Raw genomic sequence first — 21,783 nt, forward strand, 5'->3', positions numbered from 1 at the left:
GGCGCTCAACGCTCCACACCGGCGAATCCGGCCTCCGGATAGCGCTCGCCGGCAATGGCTGCCGCATCGAACAGGTGATCCAGCTCCGCAATCTCCCCGGCTGTCAGCGTGATGTCGGCGGCGGCCACATTGCTCTCCAGATAGGCGATGCGCCGCGTGCCGGGGATCGGGATCACGTGCGGATGCTTGTTCAGCAGCCACGCCAGCGCAATCTGCGCATTGCTCCAGCCGCGCGCCTTGGCAAATTCGCCCAGCGCGGCGACCAGCCGGCGGTTGTGGGCTTCGGCCTCGCCGATGAAGCGCGGGTTGTGGCGGCGGAAGTCGTTCTCGGCCAATTGGTCGGCCGCCACGGTGGCCGTCAGAAAGGCCCGGCCCAGCGGGCTATAGGCCACGAAGGCAGTGCCCTGTTCGGCGCAGGCGGCCAGCATGCCTTGCTCGGGCTCGCGGCTCCACAGCGAGTATTCGCTCTGGACGGCGGCAATCGGGTGCACTGCGTGGGCGCGCCGCAAGGTCTGCTGCGAGACTTCCGAGAGCCCGATGGCCGCCACCTTGCCCTCGGCCACCAGCCGGGCCATTGCGCCCACCACGTCCTCGATGGGCACGGCCGGGTCGCGCCGGTGGCAGTAGTAGAGGTCGATCTGCTCGACGCCGAGGCGCCGCAGCGAGGCCTCGCAAGCGGCCTGGATGTAGGCGGGCGAGTTGTCGATGCGGCGCTCATAGCGGCCTGCCTCGCGCACGATGCCGAACTTGGTGGCCAGCACCATGCGCTGCCGCCGGACCGGGCCGCCTTCGGCAATGAACCGCCCGAGCAATTGCTCGTTGTGGCCCAGGCCATAGGTGTCGGCCGTGTCGAACAGGGTGACATCCAGTTCCAGCGCGCGGGCCAGCGTGCGCAGTGACTGGGCATCGTCGCTGGGGCCGTAGAACTCGCTCATGCCCATGCAGCCGAGGCCGAGGGCGGACACCATGGGGCCTTGCGTCCCGAGTCGTCGTTGTTGCATCGTTTTCTCCAGAAGTTGGGTCAGGGCATTCGTCCCATGGGAGTCAGGGCAGCGTGTAGCCGCCATCGACCGTGAGGGTCTGGCCATTGATGTAGCTGGCCGCGTTCGAGAGCAGGAACAGCACCGGTCCGGCCACCTCTTCGGGCGTGCCGGGACGGCCTGCCGGCGTGGTGGCCAGTGTCGCATGCAGATTCTCGATGCTGCCGAATCCGATGGCGGCCATGGGCGTCTCGATGGGGCCGGGACTGACGGCATTGACGCGGATGCCATGCGGCCAGCCCTCCAGCGCGGCGGCGCGTGTCAGGCCCAGCACGGCCTGCTTGCTGGCGGTGTAGGGAGCGAGGTTGGCAAACGTGGCCTGCGTCACCATCGACGCGGTGTTGACGATGGCGCCACCACCGCTCTGCCGCATGGCCGCCATCTCGTGCTTGAGCGCATGGAAGACGCCAGACGCATTGGTGCGCATCACCGCCTCGAAATCGGCGCTGGTCAGGTCGGTCAGCGCGCAGGCCTGGCCGAGCAGCCCGGCATTGTTGAAGGCGCCGTCGAGGCGGCCGAAGCGCTCCACCGCAAAGGCCACGGCCCGCGCCACATCCGCCTCCACCGCCACATCGGTGGCGATGGCCAGAGCCTCGCCACCCTGGTCGCGGATGCTTTGCGCCAATGCGTCGAGCGCATCCCGGCGCCGCGCCGCCAGCACGACGCGGGCGCCGGCCTGGCCCAGCGCCAGGGCCGTTGCCGCGCCGATGCCGGACGATGCGCCAAGCACCAGCACGCTTTTCCCGGCCAGGCCGGAGTCGATCGAGGTCATGGGTGAAGCCTTTCTCATGAGACGAAGGGGTTGAAGGGGTTGAAGGGGTTGAAGGGGTTGAAGGGGTTGAAGGGGGCGAATGAAATGACCCGATCGAGCATAGTCCCCATGCCATTGCGCAACAATACGCACATTGATTCATGACTTGTTGAGAAATTTTCATCAATGACCACTGCCTCCGCCACCAGCCTGAACGACCTGCACGCCTTTGCCGCGGTGGCCAGGACGCGCAACTTCCGGCGGGCCGCCGTCGAGCTGGGGGTTTCAGCTTCGGCGCTGAGCCATTCATTGCGTGGCCTGGAGGCGCGCCTGGGCGTGCGGCTGCTGCACCGCACCACGCGCAGCGTCGCCCCGACCGAGGCCGGCGAGCGCCTGTTGGCCCGCCTGGGCCCTGCGCTGCGCGAGATTGCCGATGCCATCGAAGCGATCAACGACTTCCGGGATTCCCCCACCGGTCTGCTGCGCATCAACGCCCCCCGGGCCGCCTGCGACTGGGTGCTGGCGCCGCTGGTGGCCAAGTTTCTGGCGCAGCACCCGGGCATGCGGGTGGAACTGGTGGACGACGACAGCCTGGTCGACATCGTTGCCACCGGCTTCGATGCGGGCGTGCGCTTTGGCGAGAGCCTGCAGCAGGACATGGTGGCCGTGCCGATCGGCCCGCCGCAGCGCTTCATCGTCGTGGCCGCGCCCGACTACCTGGCACGGCGCGGTACACCGGCCGATCCGCGTCAGCTCACCGGGCATGCCTGCATCCGCGTGCGCTTCCCGGCTGGTGCGTTCTATCGCTGGGAGTTCATGCGCGATGGCGAGCGCCTCGAGGTGGAGGTCGACGGGCCGCTGGCGCTGGGCGACATGCGCCTGATGGTACAGGCCGCCGAGCAGGGCCTGGGCCTGGCCTACGTCTACGCGCAGTATGCGCAAGAGGCGCTGGCGGCGGGCCGGCTCGTCAGCGTGCTGGATGATTGGCGGCCGGCCGAGGCGGGCTTTTTTCTCTACTACCCCAGCCACCGGCTGGTGCCGGCCGGGCTGCGCGCCTTCATCGCGCTGGCGCGGGAGTCATTGTCGGCGCGCTGAGCAAGTTCCCGCTGCCTGTTCTCAATGCCTGCTGCTTGCCTGTACCACCGGCTGCGTGCCGCGCTCGCTGCACAGCACCACCAGCAGGTTGCCGACCAGGTCGGCCTTGTGGGCATCGTCCAGTGGCACGGTGCCGTTCTTCTCCAGTTCGGCCAGCGCCATCTCCACCATGCCGACGGCACCGGCGACGATCTTGGCCCTGGCCGCAATCACCGCGTTGGCCTGCTGGCGCTGCAGCATGGCCTGGGCGATCTCCGGCGCGTAGGCGAGGTGGCTGATGCGCGCCTCGATCACCTCCACCCCGGCCTTGCCCAGGCGTTCGGCAATCTGCCGCTGCAGCTCGTGCGAGACCTCGTGCGGGTGGCTGCGCAGCGAGACCTGGCCGTCCTCGTGCTGGTCGTACGGATAGCTGCCCGCCAGTGCGCGAAGGGCCGCCTCGGACTGGATGCGCACATAGCTCTCGTAGTCGTCCACGTTGTAGACGGCTTCGGCCGAGTCCTGCACCTGCCAAACGATCACGGCGGCAATCTCGATGGGGTTGCCCTCCAGGTCGTTGACCTTGAGCATGCTGCTTTCGAAATTGCGCACGCGCAGGCTGATGCGGCGCTTGCTGAAGAATGGGTTGTTCCAGCGCAGACCCTCCTGGCGGACGGTGCCGACGTAGCGCCCGAACAGGCTGAGCACGGCCGACTGGTTGGGCTCCAGCATGTAGAGGCCCTTGATGACGACAAGGGCTGCCGGCACAGCAACCACGAGCAGCGCCGGATGGCGGAAGAAGCCCACCACGGCTACCAGCACCACCGCGCTGACCGCCAGGAAGGGGATGCCGGGGAGCGAGCTTTTATCAATTTCTTTCATGGGGTTCCTGAGGAAGGGGGGAAGAGGACGAGGGTTCAGGCCAGCACTTCAACGGCATCGCCCACATGCAGCACGCCTTCGCCGTGCGCGTACAGGTTCATGCCGAAGCAGGCGCCCTGCGGCAGCTTGTGGGTTTGCGCCAGTGTCTTCAGCGGCTCCTTTTGCTCGGAAAGGGTGGCCGTCTCCGGATCGAGGTTGACGATCTTGCAGCGTGCGCAGGGCTTGAAGAGCGAGAACTCGATGGTGCCGATGCGGATGCGCTGCCAGCCGTCTTCCGCGTAGGCGTCCAGTCCGTCGATCACGATGTTGGGGCGAAAGCGGCGCATCACGACGGGCTGCGCCAGATGGCTGTTGAGCGAGGCCAGCGAGGTCTCGGCACACAGCAGGTAGGGAGCGCCATCGGCAAAGGAGAGGGGCGCGGCGTTGACCTTCAGCATCCGCTGCGGCCGCCGGCCGGTATGGAACAGCCGGCACGGCTGGCCCAGCTGACGGCTCAGCCAGGCATCGGCCCCGGGGGCGCCGCCATAGGCCTGAAAATCGTCGCGCCACACCGTCACTTCGGCCGGATGCACATATTCGGCGGTACGCACCAGCAGCGATTCGCCGTCTGGGGCGACGAGCCGCAGACCGTCTTGTTGCGGCAGTGGCTGCCACAGCAGCAGCGATTCCAGCTCGCGCGCGGTGATGAAGCGGCCCGAGGCATCGGTGACCAGCCATTCGCGGTCGCCCGCGAAACCCTGCGCCAGAGCCTGCGCGGCAGGCAGCGACAGGCCCTGCATCGATTTGACGGGGTGGATCCACAATTCGGTCACTTGCACAGAGGAGACTCCTGGGTCGCACACCTGCCGCCGGTCGGCAGGGAAAAGCGCAGTGCCGTATTGTGGATTGAATTGCCCCGCGCGCAGGGCAATGCGGCGCGCGGGCCAGGGCCGAAGGCCGCTATGATGCCGCCGAAGATACCAACACCCGCCTTGGCGGAGAGGGATTCCATGAAACTGAAGATCATCGTTGGCTCGGCCAGCGACACCGCTTTGTATGTGGCCAAGGCCATCGCGCAGGCTCTGGCCGGCGCGATGGACGCGGTGGAAGTGCTGGTGGCTGGCGCCGCCACGACAGGGAGTGTGCTGGAAGTGGCCGACGATGAATTCGTCCTGATCTGCACTTCCACCCACGGCAATGGCGAGGTGCCCGAAAACCTGCAGCCCTTGTATTTCGAGCTGGACGCCAACCCGCGTTACCTGGGGCTGCTGCGTTACGGCGTGATTGCGCTGGGAGACAGCTTCTACGGGGATACCTTCGCGGCCGGTGGCCATCTGTTCGACGCGCGCCTGCAGGATCTGGGCGCCACGCGCCTGGGCGAGATTTTCACCATCGACGCCAGTGAAGTGGCGGACCCCGACCCCGTGGGCGCGGCGTGGGCGCAAGGCTGGCTCGATGGCTTTGTGAAGCCCGCTGCCGGCCGGGTTTGATCCCCGGCCGGTACGGCGCACCGGCGATTGGGCGAGGCGCAAGCCCTTCTGGCTACAATGCGGAATGGTTTCCATTCTCCTTCTTGCCGTGTTTCCAGGTCGTGCCGGTTCAACGCCTTGCGAGATGCCTGCTGACAGGTGTGGCGGGAGGCGATCGGGGCGGCCGCAGCGGCAAGCCGGCATTGGCGGCGAACCGGCGTGCATCTGGCCCGCTCCGGCGGCGCAATGAGCGGACAGAACGTGGAAGATCCATCCTCCCGGCTGGCGAAGCTGTACCGCCGCTTCAGCCAGCCCCTGATCCATGCCTTGCAGGGAAAAGAGGGTGGCCGCGCCAAGGCGGAGGATGCCGTCCAGAACGTGTTCATGCGCATGATCGCCAGCGGCAGCCTGCCGCAGACCGGCAAGGAGTATGCCTACCTGATGCGGGCGGCGTCCAACCAGCGCATCGACCGGTTCCGGCAGGAGGCTCGCGAGAGCGAGAGCGTGCCCCTGTCGGTCGATGCGCTGGCTGAAGAAGACCGCGCCGGTATGGCGCAGCTCCGCGCCGACGAAGTGCTGGAGGGGCTGCAGCGTCAGCAGCAGCTGGCCCGGCTGCGCGAGGCGCTGCTGGAGCTGCCCGCGCGTCAGCGCGAGGCCTTTGCCCTGCATATGATCGAGGGCCACAGCCAGCCCGAGGTGGCTGCGCGCATGGGCATCACGCTGCGCATGGTATCGCGGCATGTCGGCAGCGCGCTGGCCTACTGCGAACTGCGCCTGCAGTATGGCAGCCTGGAACAGATGCAGCGCCTGCGTCAGGAGGTTCGGGAGCAGCCCGTTCCAAACGCTGGCGCGTCGGCGGCACCATGCGGTACCAGCGACGAGAACATGCGGGGCACGCACGCACGATGAACAAACCCATACCCCCCGGAATCAGCGCCGAGGCATTGGTGGCCGTGCACGAGCAGGCCGCCGACTGGCAAGTGCGGCGCCTGCGGCCCGACTGGCAGCCGGCGGACGAACACGCCCTGCGGGCCTGGTTGAACCAGGATGCGCTGCACGCACAGGTCTTTGCCAGCATGGACCGGACACGCCTGGCCTTTGGCCAGCTCAAGGGCCTGGTGACCGACGCGAGCCCGGCCGCAGTGTCTGAACCGGGCACACCACGCCGCCCGCACCGCCGGCGGCGTCCGTCCCCGGCCATGGCGGCCGTGGCCTGCATGGTGCTGGCGCTGCTCGGTGGCGGCGGCTTCTACTGGTGGGACAACACGCCCCGATACAGCATGGCGTACCGGACGCAGGGGGAGGGGCAGCGCATCCGCCTGCCCGATGGCTCGCAAATCGACCTCAATGTCCACAGCGGCCTGCAGGTGCGCTACTACCCGCGGCGCCGTCAGGCCGTGCTCGATGGCGGCGAGGCCTTTTTCGATGTGGCCGCGGATGCCGGCCGCCCCTTCACCGTCGCCAGCGGTGCGGCGCGGATCCGCGTCGTCGGTACCGCCTTCAACGTGCGGGCTGCGCCGCCGGCTCTGGTGGTGCAGGTCAGCGAAGGCCTTGTCGAGGTCAGCACCGCGAAAAACGGGCAGGGCGGTGCCCGCAAGGTTCTGCTCAAGGCCGGCACGGGCCTGGCACTCGATCCCGCCAGCGGCGCCTACCAGCCCCTGCAGCCAGCGGCCGGTTCAATTGGCCAGTGGCGCACCGGCCAGATTCGCTTCGATCAGACCCCGCTGGGCGAGGTGGTGGCCGAAATCGCGCGTTACCTGCGCCAGCCGGTCCGCCTGCAGGGCGCGGCGCTGGCGGACCTGCCCGTATCCGGCTATTTCTCGCTGCGCGATCCCGAGGCCTTCATCGAGTTGCTGGCAAGCACCGTGCCGGTGCGCGTCGAGCGGCGCCGGAGCGAAGGACCGGGTCTGGACTGGGTCATTCTGCCGCGCTGAGAAACAACTGATTACAAATAATCGGGCGAGCCGGGGTTCGTGCTTTGCCGCTCGCTGGCGTCTTACTCCATGTGGCGCAAGAGATGCGCCGCAACGGCTGCCAGCCATGCCCACCCCGCCTTGCCCGACCCGCTTGCGCGCAGCACCAGCCAACGGCCGCAGATTTCCCGCCCGCCTGTCCTCCCCGAAGGGGCCGTGGCATGCGGGCGCATTCTTTACAGCAAGGAATTTGCAATGCACACAGGCACAGGTACGCGCGGCCGTGCGGACGAACGCACGCCGGCAGGCACAGGCCGGGGCTCCCGCAGGGGTCCTTGGCCCGCCGGAGGCGCCGCAAGGCGCCAAGACATCGATGAAAGTCGCTGGCCATCGCCGGCTTCGACTCCCACTGCCATGCGCCTTCTGATCGCGGGGGTCATCGCCATGTTCACCCTGGCGGCGGCGCCGGCGCGCGCGCAGCCGTCCGGCGACACGGCGACGGGGCAGGCCGCCGCCGTGCAGGCGCTGCGGTTCGAGATTCCGGCGCAGCCGCTGGAGGCGGCGCTGGGCGCCTTCGGCCGCCAGGCCGGCAAGCAGGTGCTGTTCAACGCCGCAGACGTGGCTGGCCGCCAGTCGCAGGCCGTCAGCGGCACGTTCGCGCCACGCGAGGCGCTGCAGCGGCTGCTGGCCGGCAGCGGCGTGGTCATCAGCAGCGAGCAGGCGGGCGGGTTCGCGGTTCGCCACGTGCCACCCGCGGCGAGCGGTGACGCGCAGGCGTTGCCGGAGGTGCAGATCCGGGCCGAAGGGCTCGGCGGCAGCGGCGCGGCATCGCTGGTTGCCACGCAGAGCTATGGCGCGAGCAAGACCGAGACGCCGATCGTGGAGATTCCCCAGTCGGTTTCGGTGGTGACACGCCAGCAGATGGATGAGATGGGGGCAAGAAGCGTGGAGGATTCGGTCGGCTACCTCGCCGGCGTGGACACCGGCGCCAATGGCCGGGACAGCCGGGTCGATGAAATCTGGGTGCGCGGCTATCGCACCGGCAGCTTCGCGAATTACATGTACGTCGACGGCCTGCGCCCGCCAGGCAGCAGCAGCGGCGCGGCCGCCCTGTCGACCCGTTTCGACAGCTATGGGCTGGAACAGGTGGAGGTGCTCAAGGGGCCGTCGTCATCGCTTTATGGCCAGGTCGCGCCCGGCGGGCTGATCAACATCCGCAGCAAGCGGCCGCCGCAGCAGGCGCAGCGGCAGGTCGGCTTGCAGACCGATACCGACGGGCTGATCCGCGCCAACATGGATATCGGCGGCCCGCTGGATGAAGAGCGCAAGTGGCTGTACCGGCTGGTCAGCTCGGCCTCGCACACGGGCACGCAGGTCGATTACGTCGATCTGAACCGCTTCTTCTTCAATCCATCTCTGACCTGGCAGCCTTCCACGCGCACCTCGGTCACGATGCTGGTCAACTATCAGCAGGACCGCGGAGGATCGGATTATCAGTTCCTGCCCGGCACGGGCATCATCGTGCCGTCGCCGTATGGCGAAGTGCCGCGCGGCCGTTTCCTGGGAGAGCCGGACTTCAACCGCTACGACCGCAATCAGTCCGCCATCGGTTACTCGCTGGAGCAGTTCATCGGCGAATCCGCCAAGCTGCGCCAGAATGTGCGTTACATCGAGGTGGACATGAACACCGAGGGCGCAGGGCGGCGGACCGTCAGTGCCGATGGCCGGACCATGACCGGCACCGCCAGCGCCTACGAGAACCACAGCAAGGGCATCAGTGCCGACACCAATCTGCTTTATGCGCTGGAGATGGGTTCGGTCTCGCACATGTTGCTGGCCGGTTTCGATTACCACAAGACCGACATCAATCTGGCCTCGGCCAGCGGCACGGTCGGCCCGCTCGACCTGTTCGAGCCGGTCTATGGCTCGCCGGTCACGATCGGCGAGCTCACGCCCAGTTCGGAGAACGGCCGCATCCAGCAAGGCCTTTACCTGCAGGACCAGGTGTTCTGGAACCAGTGGACGCTGACGGCGGGCCTGCGCCATGACCGCGCGAAAACCAGGACCAAGACGCTGGCCAGCGGCAGCCGCACCGATACGGCCGTCGAGGCCACCACGGGCCGCATCGGCGTGAACTACCTGTTCGCCAGCGGCGTCGCGCCGTATGCCAGCTACTCGACCTCGTTCGTGCCCTCGAGCGGCGAGGATTACTATGGCAAGCCCTTCGATCCGGTGACCGGCAGGCAGGTCGAGCTGGGCGTCAAGTATCAACCGCCCGGCAGCCGTGGTCTGGTTTCGGCCGCCGTCTACGAAATCACCCAAAGCAATGTGCTGACCACCGACCTCGATGAAACGCATATCTGCAATGGCGGCAGTTGCCAGGTGCAGTCCGGGGAGAACCGGGTGCGCGGCTTCGAACTCGAAGGTGCCTACGAGCTGGGCAAGGCCCTGCGCGTCAATGGTTCATACACTTACCTGGATGGCAAGATCACCGAGGTCAACAATGCCAACAAGGGCAACCGCATGGCGCGTTCGCCGCAGCACATGGCGGCACTCCGGTTCAACTACCGCATGGCGGCCGGGCTGGATGTCGGCATGGGGGTGCGCTACACCGGTTCGTCCTACGGCAACGATGCCAACACGGTGAAGAACTCGGCCCGCACGCTGGTCGACGCCTCGCTGCGCTATGAGCTGCGGCAGCTCGACGAGCGGCTGCGCGGAATGCGGCTGAGCCTCAACATCAGCAATCTGTTCGACAAGGATTACGTCACCTGCACCGGGCCTACCGGATCTTGCTTCTACCATCCCAATCGCGTGGTTTCCGCCGCCCTGACCTATGACTGGTGAACAACACATGAATCATTCTGACCTGCCCAGCAGGCGTGGCGCATTGATGGGGCTTTCGGCGCTGGCGCTGCTGCCCCTTGCCAGGGCGCAGGCACCCGCCCAGACAGGCGCCGCGGAGCGCCCCCGGCCGGCATCGGCACAGGGCGGTGCAGGCGCGCCGCCGCGCCGGGGCAACCAGGTGCCCGCCGAAGTCATCGTCGACGAGCGGGTCGAATCCTTTCCGCTGAACAGCCCGGGGCACAGCGGTCCGCCGTGGCAAATCCATCTGGCACGGCCGCGCGGCCAGGCACCGGAGGCCGGCTGCCCGGTGCTGTACCTGCTCGACGGCAATGCGGCCTTTCCGGCTGCCTGGCATGCGTTGGCCGCGCTGCGCAGGCAACGGTCCGAGCTGGCGGAGGCGCTGGATTCGCTGGCGCTGGTCGGCATCGGCTATCCATCCGGCCTGCGCATCGATACCCCGCGGCGCTATCATGACTTCACGCCCCATACGGCGGAGGAGTACCGGCGCGCCAGGGGCACCGATCTTGCCACCGGTGGCCGCGAGGTCTTTCTCGACTTTGTCGCGCGGTCGCTGCGCCAGGCCATCGCGGCGCGGCTGCCGGTCGACCTCCAGCGGCAAAGCCTGTGCGGCCATTCGCTCGGCGGGCTGTTCACGATGCATGTGCTGTTCAACCGCCCGGAGCTGTTCCGGAACTACATCGCCGGCGACCCGTCGTTCTGGTGGAACGGCGCTTCGGTGATGCAGGAGCAGGCCGCCTTCATCGCTGGCGTGCGTGCGGCCGGCGGGCAACTGGCCAGCCCGCTGGGCCTGCTGGTGGAGCACTCCGGCCGGGTCCGCGAGGAGCCGGCGGCGCCAGCGGCAGGGGATGCCCCGGAGCGTGCCGCCGCGGATCCCGGCCAGCGCCCGGCGGCGCCGGATCCGGCCCTCGGGCAGATCGGCCACCTCCAGATGTGGCACCGGCGCCTCGAGGATGCTTCGCATGGCTCCATGCTCGGTCCGCTCGTGGCCGACGCGGTGCTGTTTGCCCTTGGCCAGATTCCGGCGCACGCGCAGATGGTGAGGTTGTCATGAACAAGCGTGAGAGACGCCATGCCGCCATTGGCCGGCGGCAGGTCCTGCTCGGCCTGGCGGCATTGGCCGGGGCGGCGAGGTCGCAGCCGGCCGCCCCGGCAACGCCGGCCTTGACCGCGGAGGCCCTGGCCAGCCCGCCGCGCCAGAATGCCCAGTTGCCACCGGAGATCATCGAGCATCCGCGCGTCGAGCAGTTCTTGCTGGGCGGATCCCGCCACGATGGGGAGCCCTGGCGCATTCATCTGGCGCGGCCGCAGCAGGCCGCCGCGGCCGGTGGCCATGCCGTGCTTTATCTGCTCGATGGCAATGCCAGTTTTCCGCTCGCCTGGCATGCGCTGCAGGACTTGCAGGAGCGCCTGCCGGCAGCCCGGCAACTGGCCCTGGTGGGCGTTGGCTATCCGGCCAACGTGCGCTTTGACGTGGAACGCCGCTTCTACGACCTGACGCCGCCCACCACGGCAGAGCAGATGGGGCGGCGCGCTGGCACCCGTACCGGGGGACAGGACGTGTTTCTCGATTTCATCGAGCATGACCTGCGTCCTGCCATCGGGCAACGCCTGCCGGTCAACCCCGCCGAGCAGGCCTTGTTCGGCCATTCGCTCGGTGGCCTGCTCACCATGCACGCGTTCTACACGAGACCCGCGCTTTTCCGGACCTGGCTTGCCGCCGACCCATCGTTCTGGTGGAACGGCGGCTCCATCCTGGATGAAGAGGCGGCTTTTCTGGCCGGCGTCAGGAGCGCCGGGAATCGGTTGGCACGACCGGCCCGCCTGCTGATCGAGCAGTCAGGCGGCAGACGCCGCCGGCAGGCGGGCGATGGCGCACAGCAGCCGGGCACCACGGTCACGGCGAGCATGGCGCAAGGCCCCGATGTGCTGGCCAGTGCGGATCGGCTCGCCGCCATCGCAGGACTGGACGTGTGGTACCACCGGTTTGCGGAAGAAACGCATGGCTCCATGCTGGCACCATCGATTCGGGACGGACTGGCATTGTTGCTGGACCAGGCGCCTGCGCATCTGCGGCGGCTGTAGGCAGGGCGGCGCGGGCCACCCAAGCATTGCCCCTCTGTCCGTCTGGCGGAGAATGGCCGCGGCGCTGCGTTTTCGGCCGTTTCCATTGCATTGCCTGTTGGGACTTTGGTGAAGCCGCGTCAGAATGGCAGGGACCCACACCCGATCACCTGTCTTTCCCGCGAGGCCCTCATGGACCAGCATTACCTTACTCCGTTGTTCGACCCGCAGTCGATTCTCCTGTTCACCGGCCCGGAGGATCAGCCCGAGCGGCAGACCCCGCAGGCCCGCGCGCTGCTGGCCTATCTGAAGGCGCAGCCTTTCGACGGGCGGATCACCCCGCTGGACATCCATTCCTCCAGCACCCTGGCCGAGCTGGTGCAGACCCGCTCCGATCTGGCCGTGATCGTCTTGCCGCCGGACGACATCCTGCCGGCGCTGGAGTTGGCCGGCCGGCTCGAGGTGCGGGCCGCGCTGGTGCTCTCGACGGGCATCGGCGCAGTGCAGGCCGCACAAATGCACCAGCTGGCCCAGCGCATGGGCTTCTGGCTGATGGGGCCCAACAGCCAGGGTTTCCAGCGTCCGCGCCTGCAACTCAATGCCAGTGCGGTGGGCGATCTGGCCAAGCCGGGGCAGCTGGCGCTGGTGGCGCAGTCGGGCGCCTTGAGTGCCTCCATCCTCGACTGGGCCAAGCACAATGGCGTGGGGTTTTCCACCGTCGTCGCGCCCGGCTCGCTGACCCAGGTCACGCTGGCGCACGTGCTGGATTTTCTGGCCACGGACCGCCACACCCATGGCATCGTGGTTTACATGGAGGGCATCTCCAACGCCCGCCGCTTCACCAGTGCGCTGCGGGCGGCGGCATTCTCCAAGCCGGTGGTGGTGCTCAAGGCAGGACGCAAATCGGCCGGCAACGCCGCGGCGCAAACCCATTCGAGTGCCATCGTCGGCAGCGACGAGGTGTTCGACGCGGTGCTGCGCCGGGCCGGGGCGGTGCGTGTGCACTCCTTCGTCGAGCTGTTTTCGGCCGCCAAATGCCTGGCGTCGCGCTACCGGCCGGTGGGGCGGCGCCTGGGCATCATCAGCAATGGCGGCGGCCCCGGCGTGCTGGCGGCCGACTGGGTCAGCGAGATCGGCCTGGAGTTGGGTGTGCTCTCGCCCGGGAAGGCGGCAGAACTCCAGCCGCTGCTGCCTGCCAATGCGTCGCTGACCGATCTCATCGACGTCTCGGAGGAGGCAGGGCCCGAGCAGTTCCGCGCCGCGCTGGAGGCGGCCATGCAGGACCGGCAGATCGACGGCATCCTGGTGATCTATTCGCCCAAGCTGGGGTGCGACCCGGAGGGCGTTGCCCGGCAACTGGCCGAGCTGCGTCCCAAGCTGCGCAAGCCGCTGGTGGCCTGCTGGATGGGCGAGGCGACGGTGGGGCCGGCGCGCCAGGTCCTGGTCGATGCGCAGATTCCGAGTTTCCGCACGCCGGAGGCCGCGGTGGGCGCGTTCGGCAACATCGCCTCGTTCTACCAGAACCAGCAGCTGCTGCAGCAGACGCCGCCGCCGCTGTCGAGCCTGGCGGCGCCCGATGTGGAGGGCGCGCGCCTGCTGATCGAAGGGGTGCTGGCCGAGCGCCGCCATGTGCTCACCGAGATGGAGTCGAAGGCGCTGCTGTCGTCCTTTCACGTTCCGATCACGCAGACACTGCTCGCGCGCAGCCCGACCGAGGCGATGATGATCGCCTCGCAACTGGGCTTCCCTGTCGCGCTGAAGATCGATTCACCCGACATCACGCACAAGTCGGATGTCGGCGGCGTCGCCCTGAACGTGATGAACGCCACTGTGGTGCGCGATATCTACAACGACATGATCGCCGCGGTGCGCGAGAGGTGCCCCGAAGCCCGCATCAACGGCGTGACCGTGCAGGCCATGGCCCGCAAGAGCCGCGGGCGCGAGCTGTACATCGGCGTGGTGACGGATGATCCGTTCGGTCCGGTCATCGCCTTCGGCGCCGGTGGCACCATGATCGAGTTGATGAGCGACCACGCCATGGAACTGCCGCCGCTCAACCAGTTCCTGGCGCATCGGCTCATCGAGCGCTCGCGCGTTTACGAGACCCTGGGGGAATGGCGTGGTGCGGCGGCGGTGGATCAGGCGGCGCTGGAGCGGGTGTTGCTGCGCGTCTCGGAGATGGTGTGCGAGCTGCCGCAGTTGCGCGAGATGGACATCAACCCGATCATCGTCGATGAGCATGGTGTGGTGGCGGTGGATGCGCGCGTCGTCATCGGCCCGGCCGCGCAGACCGCGCCCGGGCGCACCGGGCGCTATGGCCACCTGGCCATCCTGCCGTACCCGGCGCGTTATGAGCAGACCTGGCTGCTGCGCGGCGGCGTCGAGTACCGTGTGCGCCCGATCCACCCGGACGATGCCCAGGGGCTGCAGGACCTCGTCAAGCGGGTCAAGCCCGAGAGCCGCTATTTCCGCTTCGTCTCGCGCATGTCAGAACTGCCGCCCTCCATGCTGGCGCAGTTCACGCTGATCGACTACGACCGCGAGATGGCGCTGTGCGCGGTGATCGACGAGGAATACGCCGACGAGAACGGCCGCAGGAAAAACCGCGAGCGCATCATCGGCGTGTCCCGCTACGTGACCAATCCGGACCAGACAAGCTGCGAATTCTCGCTGCTGGTGGACGACGCCTTTGTTGGCCAGGGACTGGGCGCGCGGCTGATGCACAGCATCATGGACGTGGCGCGCGACAAGGGCCTGCGGGAGATCATCGGCCTGGTGCTGACCAGCAATGACGGCATGCTGCGCCTGATGCGCAGCCTGGGCTTTGTCATCAAGGCCTATCCGGAAGATCCGGAGTTCCGCCTGGTCACGCATGCGTTGTGATGGTGCAAGCGCTCAGCGGCGCCTCTGCCGCCAGCGTTGCAGCAGCCGCCAGCCCAGCAGCGCCGCGACGATGGCGCCATAGACGGCTACTTCGCCAAACTGCCTCTTGCCGCTGCGCATCCAGAAGAAGTGCAGCAGCGCCAGGCCCGCGGCCAGGTAGACCAGCCGGTGCAGCCATTGCCAGCGCCGGCTGCCCAGCGCACGGATGGCGAGGCCTGGCGAGGTGGCGGCCAGCAGCGTGAGGATCAGGAAGGCGATGAAGCCCACCAGGATGAACGGGCGCTGGCCGATGTCCTGCACCACCTGTGCCAAGTCCAGCCCCATGTCGAACAAGGCATAGGCGGCCACGTGGCACAGCGCGTAGAACCAGGCATACAGCCCCAGCATCCGTCGAAAGCGCGCCAGTGCCGGCGTGCGGGTGATGACGCGCAGCGGCGTGACGGCGAGCGCGATGCACAGGAAGCGCAGCGCCCAGTCCCCGCTGGCGCGGATCAGGTATTCCGCCGGATTGGCTCCCAGTGCATCGGCCAGGACGCCACAGACCAGCCATGCCAGCGGCAGCAGGCAAAGCACGAATACCAGCGGCTTGGCCGCCGGGTACAGCAGCAGGGCGCGGACGGGCTGGGGACGCATCGGCTCGGCGGTGCTTTCAGTAGTTCTTCTTCAGATCCATGCCCGCATACAGCTGCCCCACCTGCTCCTCGTAGCCGTTGAACAGCAGGGTCTTGCGGCGCTTGGCAAACAGCCCGCCGTCGCCGATGCGCCGCTCGCTCGCCTGGCTCCAGCGCGGATGGGGCACCTCGGGGTTGACGTTGGAGTAGAAACCATATTCGTTGGCGGCGGCCTTGTTCCATGCGGTGGAAGGAATCCGCTCCACCAGGCTGATGCGCACGATGGATTTGGCACTCTTGAAGCCATACTTCCACGGCACCACCAGCCGCACCGGCGCGCCATTCTGCCTGGGCAGCACTTCCCCGTAGAGGCCAAAGGCCAGCATGGTCAGCGGGTGCATGGCTTCATCGAGCCGCAGCCCCTCGGTGTAGGGCCAGTCGAGCACGCGCGAGCGCAGGCCGGGCATGGTCTCGCGGTCCGCCAGCGAGAAGAACTGCACGTACTTGGCGCTGCCCAGCGGCTCGACCTGCCGGAGCAGGTTCGAGAGCGAATAGCCGATCCAGGGAATGACCATCGACCAGCCCTCCACGCAGCGCATGCGGTAGATGCGCTCCTCCTGCGCGCTGAGCCGGAGCAGCTCTTCGATGCCGAAGCTGCGCGGCTTGGCCACCAGCCCGTCGACCTGCACCTGCCAGGGTGCCGTCTTCAAGGCATGGGCATTCAGGAAGGGATCGCCCTTGTCCACCCCGAACTCGTAGAAATTGTTGTAGCTGGTGACGTCGTCGTAAGGCGTGAGGGCCTCGTCAGTGCGCGCACCGGCGACCGGGGAAGGAATGCCGGGCAGCGCAGGCAGTTGGCCCGCAGAGCCGCCCTGCGCCCGGGCCGGCGGCGCCATCCAGCCGGTGGCGGCACCCATCGCGCTGGCCGCGGCCAGCTTCAGCCACCGGCGGCGGCCTGCGTAGGCGGCCGGCGGGGTGATCTCGCTGGTGTGGGGATGGCGGAATCCGGTGGCGTTGTCGGGAATGAGCATGGGGCGGCTTTCATGGTTCGCCACAACGGCGATTGAGCAGTCATTCTGTGCCGGGGCGGCAAGGCAGGCAACAGATTCTGGACCATCTGACGGGACATCGGGCATCTGCGTGAAATCATCTCCTCCCCATGCCTTTCCCGGCGCTGGCTCCCGCACCTTTCTTGACAATGCAGCGCTTGCCATTACCATTCATTATCTATTCATTAATCTAATCATAAAGCCATTCATTTCATGTCAGATCATGCCGACGTCATCCGTTTTTGCCTCGCTGCCGGTCCGGTCGGTGCATCGCAACTGATTGAAAAAGCAAGGATCAGCCAGCCAACCCTGTCACGCACCTTGCGTCAGATGGACTCGGAGATCGTCCGCATCGGGGCCGCCAGATCCATTCAATATGCCTTGCGCGATGCGCGGCGTGGTCTGCCGGACATGCCCGTTTACCGGGTTGATGCCGACGGGCGCTTGCACCTGCTGGGCATTTTGGTGCCGGTGCTGCCGGAGGGCTTCGTCATGCAGCAAGACGACGGGCGCACGCTGCACAGCGATGGCCTGCCGTGGTGGCTGCTGGACATGCGCCCCCAGGGCTACCTGGGGCGAGCCTGGGTGGCCCGCCATGCCGGTGCGCTCGGCTTGCCGGCGCGCATCGTCGATTGGAGCGACGCCCATGCCCTGCGGGCCTTGCTGGCACACGGGCATGACAGCGTGGGCAACCTGGTGCTGGGCGAAACCGCACGCCAATCGTTTCTGACGCAGCCGCTGCCGACGGCCATTGCGCAGGCCGACAAACCTGCCGCCTATGCCCGACTGGCCCGTGAAGCCGCGCAGGGTGGTCTGGCCGGCTCTTCGGCGGGCGGGGAGCAGCCGAAGTTCAGCACCTACGCGCAGACCGCGCAGGGGCCGCGGCACGTTCTCGTCAAGTTCAGTGAAGGCGAGGGCGGCCCGGTGACGGAACGCTGGCGCGATTTGCTGCTGGCAGAGCACCATGCGCTGCAAACCCTGGCGCAGGCGGGGGTGCCTGCCGCTGCCAGCCAACTGCTGGACCATGGCGGCCAGCGCTTTCTGGAAGTGGATCGCTTTGATCGTGTCGGCCCGCTGGGGCGGCGCGGCCTGCTCTCGCTGGCTGCACTGGATGCGGAGTTCGTCGGCAACGCGCCGGCGGGCTGGCCCGGCTGCGTCAAGGCGCTGGCGGCGGGCGGCCACATCCGGGCCGAAGCCGTGCAGGGCGCCGCCTTGCTGTGGGCCTTCGGCACGCTGATCGGCAACACCGACATGCACACCGGCAATCTCTCGTTTCTCACGGAACACGGCAGACCCTACGCCCTGGCGCCCGCCTATGACATGACGCCGATGGCCTTCGCGCCCCGCAGTGGCGGCGGCCTGCCCGATGCGCTGGCACCGGCGCAGCTCCATGCCGATGTGCCGAACCGTACCTGGCGGCAGGCCGGGGAACTCGCGCAGACCTTCCTGGCCCGGTTGGAGCGGGAAACCGGCTTCAGCCAGCGCTTTGCGCCTTGCATTGCCGCCCTGCAGAGGCATATGGCACTGGCTGCCGAGCAGATTGGCCGGCTGGCCGTGGTTTGAAATGGCTTGCCGCACTTCAAACTGAGTCATTCGGTCTTCAGTAATGCGGCGGCAGTTCGTCGCGCGGGTCGCGCGGCGCTTCATTGCCGGGGCTGGCCTGCATCTGCTGCAGGCGCTGCACGTGTGCGCTCAATGCCTCAATTTGCGCCTGCTGCCGATAGACGAGCAGGTTGAGCTGTTCCAGCAAGTCTTCGCTGTAGCTCAGCTTGATTTCAATGTCGGTCAGACGGGTCTCGGCCTGCTGCTGAAAGGCATCGGTTGACTGGGGGCGCTGCGCATCGGACATGTCGGGTCCTTCGTGTGGATCAGGGACGGTATTGTGATGCGGCTTGCAAGCCGGAAGGGCGAAGTCTGATCTCAGAACCTGTTCACGATCTTTTCGCGGGCCACGTTGCCCCGGCGAGGATTTGCCACACCGCAGCGCGCGCCTGCCGGGACAACCCGACGGGCAGGAGGTCAAAAACGCACCGGGCAGCGCTGCCCACTGCACTTTTGACCTCTCGCGTGACCCATGAAAAGATCGTGCATAGGTTCTCAGGCGCCGCGCCGCGCGTATACACTCATCCCCGGCTATCCGACCGGCGGCTGCGGCGCACCGTTGCACGGATTCATCCGCAGCAACCCCGCTGCGACCACCCAAACAAGGACACGCAGCCATGGGCGCGCAATGGAAAGCAAAGGGCAAGGCACTGGTCGCCGATGCCAAGGGAAAACTGTTCGGCAAACTCGTCAAGGAAATCACCGTCGCCGCCCGCATGGGCGGTGGCGACCCGACCGGCAACTCGCGCCTGCGCATGGCGATCGAGGCGGCGCGCAAGGCGTCGATGCCCAAGGACACGCTGGAGCGCGCCATCAAGAAGGGCTCGGGTGCCGGGGCCGATGCCGTCAATTACTCCACCGTGCTGTTCGAAGGCTATGCGCCGCACCGCGTGCCGGTGATGGTCGAATGCCTGACCGACAACCCCAACCGGACTGCGCCGAACATGCGCGTGTGCTTCCGCAAGGGCCAGCTCACCGCCGTCGCCTGGGATTTCGACTACGTCGGCATGGTCGAAGGCGAGCCGGAAAATGGTGCAGACGTGGAGCTCGCCGCCATCGAAGCGGGAGCCCAGGACTTCGAGCCGGGTGAGGAAGAGGGCGTGACGCTGTTCCTCACCGAACCGACCGACCTCGACGCCGTCAGCAAGGCGCTGCCCGAGCATGGCATCAAAGTCTTGTCGGCCAAACTGGGCTACAAGGCGAAGAACCCGGTCAGCATGGGCAGCCTGTCGGCAGAGGCGCAGGAAGAGGTGCAGGACTTCCTGGCCGGGATCGAGAACGATGACGACGTGCAGAACGTGTACGTGGGCCTGGTGGACTGACGCAGCGCGCACCGCACGGGCGCGCGCAGGTTCAGCCGTGTCCATCCGCGATCGATGGATCCTTGTTGAATTGGGCGATGGCAGTGTTCAAGGTCTTGCCACGTAGCCGCATGCGTCAGCTTGCGCAGCAATCTCAAAGCGCCAACCTTGGGTGCCGCATATGCGGATCACCGGTCTGGCGATAGCGAGCAGATTGCATCAAGCAATGGGGCGGGGAAAAGATGCGCCACAAGGGGGCGCATCGCCAGACCTTGTCTCTTGACAGCGTCTCCTGTCAGTGCGCGTCCAGCAGCTCGACGTCGAACTTGAGCGTGGCGTTGGGCGGAATCACGCCGCCCGCACCGCGTGCGCCATAGCCCAGCTCGGCGGGGATGATCAGCGTGCGCTGGCCACCGATCTTCATGCCGGCCACGCCTTCATCCCAGCCCTTGATCACATGCCCGGCGCCGAGCGGAAACGCAAACGGCTGGCCACGGTCGCGGCTGGAATCGAACTTGGCGCCTTGCTGGCCATCGTTGAACAGCCAGCCGGTGTAGTGCACATGCACGTGCTGGCCGGGCTGGGCTTCTGCGCCGGTGCCGACCTGGGTGTCTTCGTACTGCAGGCCGGAAGCGGTGGTGGTGAGAGGCATGGAATCTCCTTGGGTGCGATGGATCGACCCGGCAGTGTAATGGCTGCGCGCCGCGCGATCCGCCTTCCTATCCCACAGCGCTGCTCGCAGCGCTGCCTGAAAGGCGAGCATCAGTCGATCGGTTGCCGGGTGTGTGCGGCAACAGCAACCTCCGTGAAAAGAAGCAGGATTCGGCCAACTGCGCGCGTTCTAAAGCAAGCGCGCTTTGACGCTTTTGCCCTTGACGCGGCCGCTGTTGAGCTTGCTGACCGCCTGACTGGCGATATCGCGCGCCACGGCCACGTAGGTGGAGAAGTCGTTCACGCTGATCTTGCCGATTTGTTCTTTGGCGTAGCCAAAGTCGCGCGTCATCGCGCCCAGCACGTCACCGGCGCGGATTTTCTCCTTGCGCCCGCCGCTGATCTGGATGGTGCGCATGGCCGGGACCATTGGCGCGTTTGACGCGGGCTTCAAATCCGTCAACGGGTGCCATTCCGATTCGCGCCCTTGCAACTCTTCGATGCGGCCGACCGAGCCCATCTCGTCCATGCTGGCGAGGCTGAGCGCCAGCCCTTCGGCATCGCCACGGCCAGTGCGGCCAATGCGGTGGATGTGCACTTCGGCATCGGGCGTGGTGTCCACGTTGATCACCGCCTCCAGGTTCGCAATGTCCAGCCCGCGCGCAGCCACGTCGGTGGCCACCAGCACGCTGCAACTGCGGTTGGCAAATTGCACCAGCACCTCGTCGCGCTCGCGCTGCTCCAGCTCGCCGAACAAGGCCAGGGCGCTGATGCCTTGCGCCTGCAGCACCGCCACCAAGTCGCGGCATTGCTGCTTGGTGTTGCAAAACGCGATGCAGGAGTCGGGGCGGAAGTGCAGCAGCAATTGCGAGACGGCATGCAGGCGCTCGCTCTCCTTCACCTCATACCAGCGCTGCGCAATCTTGTGCGCGCTGTGCTGCGCCGCCACCTTGACGGTTTGCGGCTGGCGCATGAAGCGCGCGGCCAGTTCCACAATGCCATCCGGGTACGTGGCCGAAAACAGCAGGGTTTGCCGCTCGGCCGGGCACTGGCTGGCGACTTTGGTGATGTCGTCATGGAAGCCCATGTCCAGCATGCGGTCGGCTTCATCCAGCACCAAAGTGTTGAGCGCGGCCAGATCAATCGCGCCGCGCTCCAGCAAATCCATCACCCGGCCGGGCGTGCCGACGATGATGTGCGCGCCGTTTTCAAGAGAAGCGATCTGGTTGCGCGCGGGCACGCCTCCATAGACGGTCACGACCTTGATGTTTTCCTCCGACCGTGCCAGGCGTCGGATTTCGGTCGCCACCTGGTCGGCCAGCTCGCGCGTTGGGCACAGCACCAGGGCCTGCACCGCAAACCAGCGCGGGTTGAGCCGTGCCAGCAAGGCCAGGCCAAATGCCGCCGTCTTGCCGCTGCCGGTGCTGGCCTGGGCGATCACATCCTTGCCCTGCAAGGCCAGCGGCAGGCTGGCCGCCTGGATGGGCGTCATCTGCGTATAGCCCAATTGCTGCAAGTTGGCTTGCATGGCGGTGCCCAGTTGCAGGTGGGTGAATGAGGCCGCATCCGCTAACGGGGTGGAATTTTTCGTGGTTTCGTTCATGCCACATTATCCAGGGCTTGTGGCGCAGCGCCGACCATGCGAGACGGTG

Annotated in this window: 19 protein-coding genes; 10 read left to right on the top strand and 9 right to left on the bottom strand. The window is 67.1% G+C overall.

Annotated elements, in window-relative coordinates; genetic code table 11:
* Positions 1-5 precede the first annotated feature (5 nt).
* Together EV687_RS01355 and EV687_RS01360 are read right to left on the bottom strand one after the other, a co-directional pair.
* Positions 6-1,001 carry an aldo/keto reductase gene (locus EV687_RS01355; protein WP_122226092.1) on the bottom strand — a complete coding sequence of 332 codons (996 nt, stop codon included), beginning with the start codon at positions 999-1,001 and terminating at the stop codon, positions 6-8.
* Between the two features lie 43 nt (positions 1,002-1,044).
* The gene (locus EV687_RS01360) at positions 1,045-1,812 is read right to left on the bottom strand and encodes an SDR family NAD(P)-dependent oxidoreductase (RefSeq protein WP_122226093.1); all 768 of its coding nucleotides are present in this window, start codon (positions 1,810-1,812) and stop codon (positions 1,045-1,047) included.
* 165 nt (positions 1,813-1,977) lie between these two features.
* Here EV687_RS01360 and EV687_RS01365 point away from each other — a divergent pair, with 165 nt between their 5' ends.
* Positions 1,978-2,886 carry a LysR family transcriptional regulator gene (locus EV687_RS01365; protein ID WP_122226094.1) on the top strand — a complete coding sequence of 303 codons (909 nt, stop codon included), beginning with the start codon at positions 1,978-1,980 and terminating at the stop codon, positions 2,884-2,886.
* 21 nt (positions 2,887-2,907) lie between these two features.
* Here EV687_RS01365 and EV687_RS01370 read toward each other — a convergent pair whose 3' ends face one another.
* Both EV687_RS01370 and EV687_RS01375 read right to left on the bottom strand, forming a co-directional pair.
* Positions 2,908-3,744 carry an SPFH domain-containing protein gene (locus EV687_RS01370; protein ID WP_122226095.1) on the bottom strand — a complete coding sequence of 279 codons (837 nt, stop codon included), beginning with the start codon at positions 3,742-3,744 and terminating at the stop codon, positions 2,908-2,910.
* Positions 3,745-3,779: 35 nt separating this feature from the next.
* Positions 3,780-4,562, bottom strand: a complete 783-nt coding sequence (locus tag EV687_RS01375; protein ID WP_130466406.1) for an MOSC domain-containing protein — start codon at positions 4,560-4,562, stop codon at positions 3,780-3,782.
* A 171-nt stretch (positions 4,563-4,733) separates the two neighbouring features.
* On the opposite strand from EV687_RS01375, the gene EV687_RS01380 reads away from it, so the two are divergent.
* The 7 genes from EV687_RS01380 (at position 4,734) to EV687_RS01410 (ending at position 14,917) form a co-directional block, all read left to right on the top strand.
* Positions 4,734-5,213, top strand: a complete 480-nt coding sequence (locus EV687_RS01380; protein ID WP_122226097.1) for a flavodoxin domain-containing protein — start codon at positions 4,734-4,736, stop codon at positions 5,211-5,213.
* A 240-nt stretch (positions 5,214-5,453) separates the two neighbouring features.
* A complete protein-coding gene (locus tag EV687_RS01385; protein WP_162846516.1) occupies positions 5,454-6,101 on the top strand; it encodes an RNA polymerase sigma factor in 648 nt (215 codons plus the stop codon).
* Complete coding sequence (locus EV687_RS01390; protein WP_122226099.1) at positions 6,098-7,126, top strand: FecR family protein; 1,029 nt, start codon at positions 6,098-6,100, stop codon at positions 7,124-7,126. The genes EV687_RS01385 and EV687_RS01390 overlap by 4 nt, the downstream gene beginning before the upstream one ends.
* Positions 7,127-7,519: 393 nt before the next feature.
* Positions 7,520-9,952, top strand: a complete 2,433-nt coding sequence (locus EV687_RS01395; RefSeq protein ID WP_122226100.1) for a TonB-dependent siderophore receptor — start codon at positions 7,520-7,522, stop codon at positions 9,950-9,952.
* Positions 9,953-9,959: 7 nt separating this feature from the next.
* Positions 9,960-11,024: an alpha/beta hydrolase gene (locus EV687_RS01400; RefSeq protein ID WP_162846517.1), complete on the top strand. Its 1,065-nt coding sequence runs from the start codon at positions 9,960-9,962 to the stop codon at positions 11,022-11,024.
* Positions 11,021-12,055, top strand: coding sequence for an alpha/beta hydrolase (locus EV687_RS01405; protein ID WP_122226102.1), 1,035 nt, complete (start codon positions 11,021-11,023; stop codon positions 12,053-12,055). The genes EV687_RS01400 and EV687_RS01405 overlap by 4 nt, the downstream gene beginning before the upstream one ends.
* A gap of 171 nt (positions 12,056-12,226) precedes the next feature.
* Complete coding sequence (locus tag EV687_RS01410) at positions 12,227-14,917, top strand: bifunctional acetate--CoA ligase family protein/GNAT family N-acetyltransferase (RefSeq protein ID WP_122226103.1); 2,691 nt, start codon at positions 12,227-12,229, stop codon at positions 14,915-14,917.
* 12 nt (positions 14,918-14,929) lie between these two features.
* Here the strand turns inward: EV687_RS01410 and EV687_RS01415 are convergent, their stop codons facing one another.
* Positions 14,930-15,550, bottom strand: a complete 621-nt coding sequence (locus EV687_RS01415; protein WP_122226104.1) for a protein-methionine-sulfoxide reductase heme-binding subunit MsrQ — start codon at positions 15,548-15,550, stop codon at positions 14,930-14,932.
* 16 nt (positions 15,551-15,566) lie between these two features.
* Positions 15,567-16,559 (bottom strand): protein-methionine-sulfoxide reductase catalytic subunit MsrP, encoded by a 993-nt coding sequence (msrP, locus tag EV687_RS01420; RefSeq protein WP_122226105.1) that lies wholly within the window; start codon positions 16,557-16,559, stop codon positions 15,567-15,569.
* 231 nt (positions 16,560-16,790) lie between these two features.
* On the opposite strand from msrP, the gene yjjJ reads away from it, so the two are divergent.
* Positions 16,791-18,140 (top strand): type II toxin-antitoxin system HipA family toxin YjjJ, encoded by a 1,350-nt coding sequence (gene yjjJ / locus EV687_RS01425; protein WP_122226106.1) that lies wholly within the window; start codon positions 16,791-16,793, stop codon positions 18,138-18,140.
* A gap of 37 nt (positions 18,141-18,177) precedes the next feature.
* Here yjjJ and EV687_RS01430 read toward each other — a convergent pair whose 3' ends face one another.
* Entirely contained in the window at positions 18,178-18,426 is a 249-nt protein-coding gene (locus tag EV687_RS01430) for a SlyX family protein (RefSeq protein WP_122226107.1), read from the bottom strand.
* 370 nt (positions 18,427-18,796) lie between these two features.
* Here EV687_RS01430 and EV687_RS01435 point away from each other — a divergent pair, with 370 nt between their 5' ends.
* The gene (locus EV687_RS01435; RefSeq protein WP_122226108.1) at positions 18,797-19,501 is read left to right on the top strand and encodes a YebC/PmpR family DNA-binding transcriptional regulator; all 705 of its coding nucleotides are present in this window, start codon (positions 18,797-18,799) and stop codon (positions 19,499-19,501) included.
* 274 nt (positions 19,502-19,775) lie between these two features.
* On the opposite strand, the gene EV687_RS01440 is transcribed toward EV687_RS01435, so the two are convergent.
* Together EV687_RS01440 and dbpA are read right to left on the bottom strand one after the other, a co-directional pair.
* Positions 19,776-20,132 (bottom strand): FKBP-type peptidyl-prolyl cis-trans isomerase, encoded by a 357-nt coding sequence (locus EV687_RS01440; RefSeq protein WP_122226109.1) that lies wholly within the window; start codon positions 20,130-20,132, stop codon positions 19,776-19,778.
* A 189-nt stretch (positions 20,133-20,321) separates the two neighbouring features.
* On the bottom strand, positions 20,322-21,734 hold the full coding sequence (gene dbpA, locus EV687_RS01445; RefSeq protein WP_122226110.1) for an ATP-dependent RNA helicase DbpA: 1,413 nt from the start codon (positions 21,732-21,734) through the stop codon (positions 20,322-20,324).
* Positions 21,735-21,783: the final 49 nt, after the last annotated feature.

The sequence above is a fragment of the Corticibacter populi genome, assembly GCF_004217315.1.
Lineage (GTDB): Bacteria > Pseudomonadota > Gammaproteobacteria > Burkholderiales > Burkholderiaceae_C > Lampropedia > Lampropedia populi.